This is a genomic window from Bacillus sp. C30, assembly GCF_040838255.1.
Taxonomy (GTDB): Bacteria; Bacillota; Bacilli; order Bacillales; family Bacillaceae_G; genus Bacillus_A; species Bacillus_A mycoides.
In genome coordinates, this window is the sequence record NZ_JBFPJH010000022.1 from 18,682 (window position 1) to 29,371 (window position 10,690).

9 protein-coding genes are annotated in these 10,690 nt (G+C 36.2%); 1 reads left to right on the forward strand and 8 read right to left on the reverse strand.

The features are described from left to right. Positions 1 to 12 precede the first annotated feature (12 nt). The 4 genes from polA to AB3X49_RS04800 all read right to left on the reverse strand — a co-directional run bounded on the left by polA (position 13) and on the right by AB3X49_RS04800 (position 5,807). Positions 13 to 2,646: a DNA polymerase I gene (polA, locus tag AB3X49_RS04785; protein WP_367960739.1), complete on the reverse strand. Its 2,634-nt coding sequence runs from the start codon at positions 2,644 to 2,646 to the stop codon at positions 13 to 15. A 284-nt stretch (positions 2,647 to 2,930) separates the two neighbouring features. After that, complete coding sequence (phoR, locus tag AB3X49_RS04790; RefSeq protein ID WP_367960741.1) at positions 2,931 to 4,694, reverse strand: sensory box histidine kinase PhoR; 1,764 nt, start codon at positions 4,692 to 4,694, stop codon at positions 2,931 to 2,933. Then, on the reverse strand, positions 4,687 to 5,406 hold the full coding sequence (gene phoP, locus AB3X49_RS04795; protein WP_002015484.1) for a two-component system response regulator PhoP: 720 nt from the start codon (positions 5,404 to 5,406) through the stop codon (positions 4,687 to 4,689). The genes phoR and phoP overlap by 8 nt, the downstream gene beginning before the upstream one ends. A gap of 164 nt (positions 5,407 to 5,570) precedes the next feature. Continuing rightward, a complete protein-coding gene (locus AB3X49_RS04800; RefSeq protein WP_002129357.1) occupies positions 5,571 to 5,807 on the reverse strand; it encodes a hypothetical protein in 237 nt (78 codons plus the stop codon). A 91-nt stretch (positions 5,808 to 5,898) separates the two neighbouring features. On the opposite strand from AB3X49_RS04800, the gene AB3X49_RS04805 reads away from it, so the two are divergent. After that, the gene (locus AB3X49_RS04805) at positions 5,899 to 6,030 is read left to right on the forward strand and encodes a hypothetical protein (protein ID WP_002015487.1); all 132 of its coding nucleotides are present in this window, start codon (positions 5,899 to 5,901) and stop codon (positions 6,028 to 6,030) included. Positions 6,031 to 6,084: 54 nt separating this feature from the next. On the opposite strand, the gene AB3X49_RS04810 is transcribed toward AB3X49_RS04805, so the two are convergent. From AB3X49_RS04810 to citZ, 4 genes are all read right to left on the reverse strand, one after another. Further along, positions 6,085 to 6,558 (reverse strand): MaoC/PaaZ C-terminal domain-containing protein, encoded by a 474-nt coding sequence (locus tag AB3X49_RS04810; RefSeq protein WP_002015489.1) that lies wholly within the window; start codon positions 6,556 to 6,558, stop codon positions 6,085 to 6,087. A 216-nt stretch (positions 6,559 to 6,774) separates the two neighbouring features. Continuing rightward, a complete protein-coding gene (gene mdh / locus AB3X49_RS04815) occupies positions 6,775 to 7,713 on the reverse strand; it encodes a malate dehydrogenase (RefSeq protein ID WP_367960744.1) in 939 nt (312 codons plus the stop codon). A 19-nt stretch (positions 7,714 to 7,732) separates the two neighbouring features. Continuing rightward, complete coding sequence (icd, locus tag AB3X49_RS04820) at positions 7,733 to 9,025, reverse strand: NADP-dependent isocitrate dehydrogenase (protein ID WP_002088934.1); 1,293 nt, start codon at positions 9,023 to 9,025, stop codon at positions 7,733 to 7,735. A gap of 160 nt (positions 9,026 to 9,185) precedes the next feature. Beyond that, on the reverse strand, positions 9,186 to 10,334 hold the full coding sequence (gene citZ, locus AB3X49_RS04825) for a citrate synthase (RefSeq protein ID WP_367960746.1): 1,149 nt from the start codon (positions 10,332 to 10,334) through the stop codon (positions 9,186 to 9,188). Positions 10,335 to 10,690: the final 356 nt, after the last annotated feature.

Below are 10,690 nucleotides of genomic sequence, written 5' to 3' on the forward strand. Positions count from 1 at the left end.
TTCATCACGTCCTTATTTCGCATCGTACCAAGTTGGACCGTAAGAATAATCAACTTTCAATGGAACGGCTAGTTCAATTGCATGCTCCATTACTTCAGGTACAAGCTTCTCTAATTTTTCAATTTCTTCTTTTGGTGCTTCAAATATCAATTCATCGTGTACTTGCAGAAGAAGACGCGCTTGTAATCCTTCTTCTTCTAGACGATCTGCCATAATAATCATCGCTTTTTTAATAATATCAGCCGCACTACCTTGAATTGGTGTATTCATAGCTGTACGCTCAGCAAAGCTACGTAAATTGAAATTACGACTCGTAATTTCCGGAATATAACGGCGACGATTTAATAATGTAACCACATATCCTTTTTGTTTCGCATCTTTTACGATTTCATCCATGTATTCTTGTACACCAGGGAAACTTTCTAAATACTTTTCAATAAATTCCGCTGCTGCTTTTCTTGTAATTCCTAAGTTTTGCGAAAGACCATAATCACTAATACCATACACAATTCCAAAGTTAACAGCTTTTGCTTGTCGTCTCATGTTAGATGTTACTTCATCTTTCCCAACACCAAATACATCCATAGCTGTTTTCGTATGAATATCCATGTCATGTTGGAACGCTTCAACTAACCCTGGATCATTTGCAATGTGAGCAAGCACACGAAGTTCGATTTGTGAATAATCAGCCGCGTACATGATCCATCCTTCTTCTGATGGAACGAATGCCTGACGAATCTTTCTTCCTTCTTCTAAGCGAATCGGGATATTTTGTAAGTTCGGATCTGTTGAACTTAATCGACCTGTTTGCGTTAACACTTGATTAAAACGAGTATGGATTTTAGATGAATCTTCATGTACAACTTTCAATAAACCTTCAATGTAAGTTGAATTTAGCTTTCCTAATTGACGGTAATGTAAAATATTTGGAATAATTTCATGACGATCCATAAGTTTATCTAATACATCCGCCGACGTAGAATAACCTGTTTTCGTCTTTTTAATAACTGGTAAGTTTAAATTCTCAAACAGAATAACCCCAAGTTGCTTCGGTGAATTAATATTAAATTCTGTTCCCGCAAGCTTATAAATTTCCTGTTCCATTTCCTTTAATCTACCTGCAAGTTCTTCTCCCATATTACGAAGACGCTCCGTATCAACTTTTACACCTTTCACTTCCATATCAGCTAATACACGTGCAAGTGGTAATTCTAATTCCGTAAATAATTCATATTGCTCGTTCTTTTTTAATTCTTCTAAGAACGTTTGCTTTACATCATATAATACATGCACTTTACGAGCTACATGCTCCGCTACTACCTCTAGCTCCGGAACAGCACGCTTCGCACCTTTCCCGTAAACTTCTTCGTCAGATTTTACGGCATGCGTTTCTTTCATTTTCGCTACAGTACGGAAATCTTTATCTGTATCGGCTGGATCAAGTAAATAAGCGGCAATTAATAAATCAAAGTCAATCCCTTGAATATCTACACCTTTCCACTTAAGAGCAACGATAGCACGCTTCGCATCAAATGTATGTTTTCTCATTTCTCCATTTGCAAGCCACTCTTTAAAAGCATCCGATTTAAGAGCAACATCGGCTGGAATGAAGTAACAACCATTTTCATTTTGAATACCAAAACCTTGAATATCGGCTTTATGATAATTATCTTCTTGCACTTCAACAATAAGCGCACTATCTTGCTGAAGCATTTCTTCTGTAACTTCTTCTACAATATCAAATGTAATATCATCTAATTCAGCTGGAGCCGTTTCCTCCGGCGTAACACCTAACTTATTTAAAAGGGATGTAAATCCTAAATTCTCGAACATTGGAATCAAATCGCTTGGTTCATACCCTTTATATTCCATATCATCTACATGCACAGTAATCGGTGCGTCTGTAATAATAGTCGCAAGTTCTTTACTCATAAGAGCTTGTTCTTTATTCGCTTCTAACTTTTCTTTTAATTTCTTTCCACTCACTTGATCTAAGTTTTCATATACTGCTTCTACTGTTTCAAATTGCGTTAATAATTTAATGGCTGTCTTCTCACCAACACCTGGTACACCTGGAATGTTATCCGATTGGTCTCCCATTAAACCTTTCATATCGATAATTTGCTTTGGTGATAAGCTATATTTCTCAAATAAAGCTTCTTTCGTATATTCATCTACTTCCGTAATCCCTTTGCGAGGAATACATACGAGTGTATTATCTGAAACAAGTTGCAGTAAATCTTTATCTCCTGAAATAACTTTAACATGAAACCCTTGCTCACTCGCTTCTTTCGCTAACGTTCCCATAATGTCATCCGCTTCATAATTTTCCAGCTCATAACGCGGTACATTGAATGCATCAAGCGCCTCACGAATAAACGGGAATTGCTCTGATAACTCAGGTGGAGTCTTTTGACGCCCTCCCTTGTAATCACTATACGTTTTATGACGGAATGTTGTTTTCCCCGCATCAAACGCCACAAGCATATGCGTCGGTTTTTCTTCCTCTAGTATCCTCATTAACATCATTGTAAAACCATAAATTGCGTTCGTATGTATACCTTTGTCGTTATTTAAAAGCGGTAGTGCAAAGAAAGCACGATACGCGATATTATTACCATCTACTAATACGACTTTTTTTTCCAAACTACAAACCTCCCCATACATATTTGAAACGATTTTTTCCACAGAAAAAAACCGTTCCTGTCCTCTCTCTATATTAACATGACTAATAGAGAGAAGAAAAATAACGGTTTTTTTCTATCATATATAAACAGACTTACATTGGCATAAAGGGAAGTAACGAGAATAGCATAACTACTCTCGTCCAAAATTACTCCTTGGATGAAGGGGTTTTCATATATTATATTAACAGAGCTTTATTAATATTTAATTAAGCCATTGTTAATATATTGTAAATATCCTTCATCCTATTTTTCAGTAGCTGATTTTGGTAAAACAACTGTAAATGTTGTTCCTTCCCCAACCTCACTATCCACCGTAATCGTACCTTGATGCGCTTCAACTAAATGTTTTACAATTGATAAACCAAGACCCGTTCCACCCGTATTTCTACTTCTTGCTTTATCCACTCGGTAAAAGCGTTCAAAAATACGTGGGATTTCCTCTTTACTAATACCAATTCCAGTATCAGATACTTTTATATAAGCATTATATTTATCTTCTGCCAATTCAACAGAAACAACGCCTCCAGCCGGTGTGTATACAATCGCGTTATTAATTAAATTAATAAAGATTTGTTTCAAGCGACCTGGATCCCCAATGACAGAGACACGTTTTAATGCATTCACTTGTAAAGAGATTTCTTTTTCTCCCGCTTTATTATCAAGCACCATATGAATATCTTCAAGAAGTTCCTTCATATCAACGGTCCCCATATTTAGTTTAAACCCTTGTTGCTCGATCTTTGACAAGTCTAATAAATCTTCAATTAATCCTTGCATGCGTTCACTTTCTTTTAAAATAATATGTAAGAAATGTTCGCAGAATTTTTTATTATCCATAGCCCCATCCAAGAGCGTTTCTGAAAAACCTTTAATAGAAGTAATTGGCGTCTTTAGTTCATGAGAAACATTCGCTAAAAAGTCTTTTCTCATTTGTTCTAATTTCTTCAGCTCAGTAATGTCATGGAATACGAGAACAATCCCTTTCCACTCATGGTTCGTCCCAATAATTGGCGCTCCATATACTTCGAAATGCTTTCGCTCAATACTAAGTGGCAATAACATTTGTTTACGCACTTTCACTTCTGTCATAAAGATTTCTTCCACAAGCTCAATAATTTCTGTATGATGAAACGATTCATAATATAAGCGATCTAAATATTCTTCATCTGTTACGTGGAAAGTTTCCTTATAAGAACGGTTTACAAGGTTTATATAACCGCGGCTATCAATTAAAATCATTCCACTTCCCATATTTTCAATTAACGTATGCAGACGATCCTGTTGCATTTCCTGCTCAAGAGTCATCTCTTGTAAATTACGAGCTAAAATATTAATCGCTTTACTCAGCATCCCTGTTTCATCCGAATGACTTTCATAAGCGCGTGCTTTATAATTTCCCTTCGCTAATTCAATGGCAACTTTCGTAACCGATTCAATCGGCCTAATATATTGCCCCGTAATTTTCATACCTAAAAATACGACTACGAGACAAGCGATAACAAATCCTATAATTAATAATCCCCACGTTTTTTGATGTACGTCTTTCAATGGCTCAATTGTACTTTTCACCAAAATATATCCTTGTTTTCCTGCTAGATCTTGAACGAACACCGCATGATAAAATTCATTCTTTTGATCTGTTTCTTGCGTAATCACTTTACTTCGTTGTTTTGCTGCTTCAGAAGAAAGTTCTTTAATCATCTCTTGATTAAATGCAGATGGTTGCCCTCCGCTATATTGAACTTTCTTTTTTTCATCAACAAATATAATAGAAGCTGGTATTTTTTCTTCTAACTTTTCAAATACATAAGGCTTTTTTAAAACAGCATCAAACCCTTGCTCTTCTGCTAATACCGCAACATACTGTGTCTCTTTTATCATTCTCTCTTTAGCATGATCTATATAGTAGTTTTCAAATGCAGTTTCTAATAATACACCTAGTCCAACTAAAATAAAAACGATAAGAGAAACAAATGTAAAAAGAAGCCTGGAACGAAACTTATTCATCCACTTTTGGCTCCTCTAATTTATAACCTAAACCACGTATCGTTTTAATGTACGTCGGTTTTTTCGTATTTTGTTCAATTTTATCGCGCAAATGGCTAATATGGACATCAACAATTCTTGTATCACCGGCAAAATCATAATTCCATACAGCACTTAATAATTGGTCACGAGTTAATACACGACTTTTATTTTTCGCAAGATAAACAAGTAACTCAAATTCTTTCGGTGTTAATTCCAGTTTCCTTCCTTGGAAGTACGCTTCATAAAACTCCGGTAAAATTTTAAGCTCTGCAATTTTGATGCTCTCTTCATCTGGCGATTCTGAAACTTGTTCTTCCTGCTGTAATTTCGTACGGCGCAAAATCGCCTTCACACGAGCAACAACTTCCCTTGGACTAAATGGCTTCGTCATATAATCATCAGCCCCAAGCTCAAGACCTAGCACCTTATCAAATTCATCATCTTTTGCTGTTAACATTAAAATCGGCGTCATAATACGCTGCAATCGTAATTCTTTACAAACTTCCATACCATCCATTTTTGGAAGCATTAAATCTAATATAATTAAATCTGGGCGTTCTGTAGTCGCTTTTTGAAGCGCCATTTCTCCATCCATTGCTGTAATAACTTCAAACCCAGCTTGTTGTAAATTAAATTCAATTAAAGTTAAGATAAATTCCTCATCATCAACTACTAAAATACGATTGTTCATTCTTTTCCTCCAAGTTATAGACTTGAAACCTTCTTCATCCTAGTATTTTCCCCGTTATTCTCATCATACTAGAAAACAAGGTCTCCCTCAATATAATTGTCTATTCATGGAGCTCGTTTGTACTAGAGTTTCGGAAAATAAAAGCAATCGTAACTTCATTCCCTCTATCCGGTCGCTATCCAAACTTTATAGATGAATCTATCTTTTTTAAACTCTTCTTCCGTATGAACTATAAACTCTCGATTTTGCGCTAGGAAAAACGAAAGAGCATACGCTATTTTATAATCTGGTGTTTCATATCCATCAAATACTTTCCCGTACATTTCATTCGCGATTGAATCGGCCCATACTTCAGCTTCTCTTATCGTTTCAAAGATAACGTCTTCTCTTTTCCACTTCATCTAAAAAAACCTCCCCCTTAATTGACTTCAATTACCAATAATTATATTATTAATTTAAATATATAAATAAATTCGATAAAAGGGGGCTATTATGCGAATATTACTACCTATTTTAACTTTAGTAGTAACATGTTTCCTTACTTTTAACGTACCTAGCTGGGATACGATTAAAACAGGTTGTTCAGAATTTGCTGAGGGGTTCAAAGAAGGATTTTTCAACTAAAATAGCGCTAGCCCCTTATAAAAGGTATGCTAGCGCTATTCATATTTTCATATTTTAAAAATTATCTAATGCTTTTTCCATAATGGAAACAGATTTAAAAGGTGGTGTTACTGTTAATGAACCTTTTACAACAGTTTCTCCTTTTTCATCATGAGCAAATACAAGCATATCAATTGTATGTTCCTCCTCTGAAACAGCCACAACTTCAAAGTGGATTTGTAACGTTTCATAATGGTGAACATGTTTCACGAACGTAAGGTCCTTCCTAGTAATATGACTACCTGGACCTGGTAAATATTTCGTAACCGCCGTTGTAATCAGCCCCGTTAGCATAATGCTTGGGACAATCGGCTTTTCATACGGAGTTTGGGATGCGTAATCATGCTGAATATATAATGGATTGGCATCATTCGTTAACCCTAAGTACAATAACAAATCTTTATCCTCAATTTTTTCAGTGATAGATAATTTCTCTCCTACTGTAATTTCATCCATTCTACGACCAATTTGAACTTTTTTCTTTAACATGTTACAATCCCCTCCGATTTTTTCACCTTATTATCCTACTAAAAGCGATACCTTATCCGAAATTTACTGTGATGAGGGCAATGTATAGTATAAGTCTATAGTTTCATTATAGGATACACCGAATGATAGCGTTTTCATATTATTTCAAAAAAACATTTCAATATATAGTAGAAAAAGATTCGGGGCCCCGAATCTTTTTCCACTTATATTTAATTATTACACAAGAACTTTCATAACGTTACGTACAGATTCTACAGAGCGATCTAACGCTTCTTTCTCATCTGCAAGAAGTTCTAATTCAATAATTTTTTCAATTCCGTTACCACCTAGAATTACTGGTACCCCTAAGTAAAGGTCACTATAACCATATTCACCTTCAAGGTACGCAATAGCTGGTAATACACGGCGTTGATCTTTCAAGATCGCTTCTGTCATTTCAACTAAAGAAGCTGCTGGCGCATAATATGCACTACCGTTTCCTAATAAGCCTACAATCTCACCGCCACCTTTACGTGTACGTTCTACGATTGCTTCTAAACGCTCTTTTGGAATTAATGTTTCTAACGGAATGCCACCTGCATAGGAATAGCGTACAAGAGGTACCATATCGTCACCATGTCCACCAAGAACAAATCCTGTAATGTCTTTCACAGAAAGGTTTAACTCTTGTGAAATAAATGTACGGAAACGAGCTGTATCTAATACGCCCGATTGACCGATAACACGCTCTTTCGGGAATCCTGCTTCTTTAAATACAGAATATGTCATTGCATCAACTGGATTTGTTAATACAAGAATAATCGCATTTGGTGAATGTTTTGCAATGTCGCGCGTAATATTTTTCATAATTTTAGAGTTTGTTGCTACTAAGTCATCACGGCTCATACCAGGCTTACGCGCAATACCTGCTGTAATAACGACAACGTCAGAATCAGCAGTATCTGCGTAATCAGATGTACCAATAATGTTAGCATCAAAACCTTGTACTGGGCTCGCTTCTAACATATCTAACGCTTTCCCTTTTGTTGGATTTTCCAGCTGTGGAATGTCCACTAATACAACATCTGCAAGTTCTTTTTGCGCTAATAAGAATGCTGTTGTTGCTCCTGTAAATCCTGCACCGATGACTGAAACTTTCTTGCGTTTGATTGTCATAATTTACCCCCCGCTTTAATTATGCGTTTTTGATTATCGCTACATCCATGTTTTTAATAAGTTCATTAGCAAACTCAGAACATTTTACTTCTGTTGCACCTTCCATTAAGCGCGCGAAATCATAAGTTACTACTTTTGATTCAATTGTTTTCTCAACTGAATCAGTTACTAAATTCGCAGCTTCGTTCCATCCTAAGTGCTCTAATAATAATACACCTGAAAGAAGAACTGAAGATGGGTTTACTTTATCTAAACCTGCATATTTTGGAGCTGTACCATGTGTAGCTTCAAAGATAGCATGTCCAGTCACATAGTTAATGTTTGCACCAGGTGCAATACCAATTCCACCTACTTGTGCAGCAAGTGCATCAGAGATGTAGTCTCCGTTTAAGTTCATTGTTGCAACAACATCAAACTCACGTGGACGAGTTAAAATTTGTTGTAAGAAGATATCTGCAATAGAATCTTTTACGATGATTTTCCCAGCCACTTCTGCGTCTGCCATCGCTTTATTCGCTGCATCTTTACCATCTTTTTCAACGATACGATCATATTCAGCCCAAGTAAATACTTTGTCGCCGAATTCTTGTTCCGCTACTTCGTAACCCCAGTTTTTGAAAGCACCTTCTGTAAATTTCATAATGTTTCCTTTATGAACTAATGTAACAGAAGAGCGTTTTTCGTTAATTGCATATTGAATTGCAGCGCGAACAAGACGCTTTGTCCCTTCCTCTGAAATTGGTTTAATACCAATCCCTGATGTTTCTGGGAAGCGGATTTTATTAACACCCATTGCTTCTTTTAAGAAAGCAAGAACTTTTTCTGCTTCTGGAGAACCTTGTGCATATTCAATTCCAGCGTAAATGTCTTCTGTATTTTCACGAAAAATAACCATATCAGTATCTTCCGGACGTTTTACAGGTGAAGGAACACCTTCAAAATAACGAACTGGACGTAGACATACATATAAATCTAATTCTTGACGAAGCGCTACGTTTAGAGAACGAATACCACCGCCAACTGGAGTTGTAAGTGGACCTTTAATTGCGATTAAATATTCACGAATTAAATTTAAAGTCTCTTCTGGTAACCACTCGCCTGTTTGGTTGAATGCTTTTTCCCCTGCAAGCACTTCTTTCCAAACGATTTTCTTCTCACCATCATAAGCTTTTTCAACTGCTGCTTCTATTACGCGAGATGCTGCAGCCCAAATATCAGGACCAATTCCATCTCCTTCGATAAATGGAATAATCGGATTGTTTGGTACATTCATAACACCATTAGTTACAGTAATTTTTTCACCTGTCGTCAATGTGATAACCCCCATGTTTGAAATTTCATATGTATGAAACTGAGGGAATAACCCCTCAGTTCAAACCGTTAGTCAAATTTAAATATTCTAATCATTACATCTTCCCAAAAAAATCAGACTTTTGAAAGCGTATTTTCACTATCGAAATAGTGTTTTTCGCTTATCGTTGCGCTAGCGGAACGTACACTTGATGTGTCGGTCCATCATAATCAGCACGCGGACGGATTAAACGGTTGTTTTCATATTGTTCTAGAATATGAGCTAACCAGCCTGACATACGGCTAATTGCAAAGATAGGTGTAAATAAGTCATGGTCAATTCCTAAACAATGGTATACAGAAGCTGAATAGAAATCAACATTTGGTGGAAGACCTTTTTCTTTTGTTACAATGTCTTCAATTTTGATAGACATATTATACCATTTGTCTTCTCCTAAAAGCACGCATAATCTCTTAGACATTTCGCGTAAGTGTTTCGCGCGTGGATCACCATGCTCATATACGCGATGACCAAATCCCATAATTTTCACTTTATTTTGAAGAGCATTATGAATATATGATTCTACATTTTCTTCTTCGCCAATTTCAGTTAACATCTTCATTACATTTTCATTTGCCCCGCCGTGAAGAGGACCTTTTAATGCACCGATTGCTGCTGTAATACCAGAATACACATCTGAAAGTGTAGCTACGCAAACACGTGCAGTAAATGTAGAAGCGTTTAACTCATGATCGGCATGAAGTACAAGTGCCTTATCAAAAGCCTCAATTTCAACTTCATTTGGCTCACGATCATTTAACATGTACAAGAAGTTTGCAGCTAATGATAGATCTTTTCTTGGATCAACAACATCTAAACCTTTGCGAATTCTTGCATAAGCCGCAATTAAAGTTCCGACTTGAGCCTGTAATTTAACCGCTTTCAAATAATTAGACTTTCCATCCATTATTTCAGCGCTCTCATCATATAATGATAGCATGGAAATCGCAGTTCGTAAAACCGACATCGGGTGCGCGATTTTTAAATCTACTTGTTTCAAATATGTTAAAATCTCACCTGGTACTTTATAGTATTCAGATACTGTTCCACTAAATTCCGCTAGTTCTTTTTCATTAGGAAGCTTGCGGTGCCATAATAAGTACACTACTTCTTCGAACGTAGCATTCTCAGCTAAATCATCAATATTATACCCAACATAAGTTAATGTATCATCAATAATAGAGCTCACAGATGATGTTGTTGCTACTACCCCTTCTAAACCTCGAATAACAGTCATGACATTCTCTCCTTTTCCTGAAAATTCTCCCAACCTTGCTCCTTATATCTATTTGCTCCCCTTATAAATTATGAACGCTCGTTCACTCTTTAGGCAAGCAAAATGCACGTTCATGCAAATTTATTGCGATGTTCCCCTCTTATTGTCCATTGCTTACATGGAAAGCATGAGCGTGAATGTCTCCCCGAATCCTCACGCTCAGAACAACAAGTTAGTGAGGAAAATGAATTCCGAAGAGTTTATGATAAAAACAACATAAAACAATATCATTATAAAATTGTTTTATGTTGTTTTTATTTTATCTGGTGTAAAGTCTCTGCTGTTATGTAACTTTTCAAAGTTTCTAATCCTATTATAAACAATTATCTGACTTTTGTGAACAGAAAGAA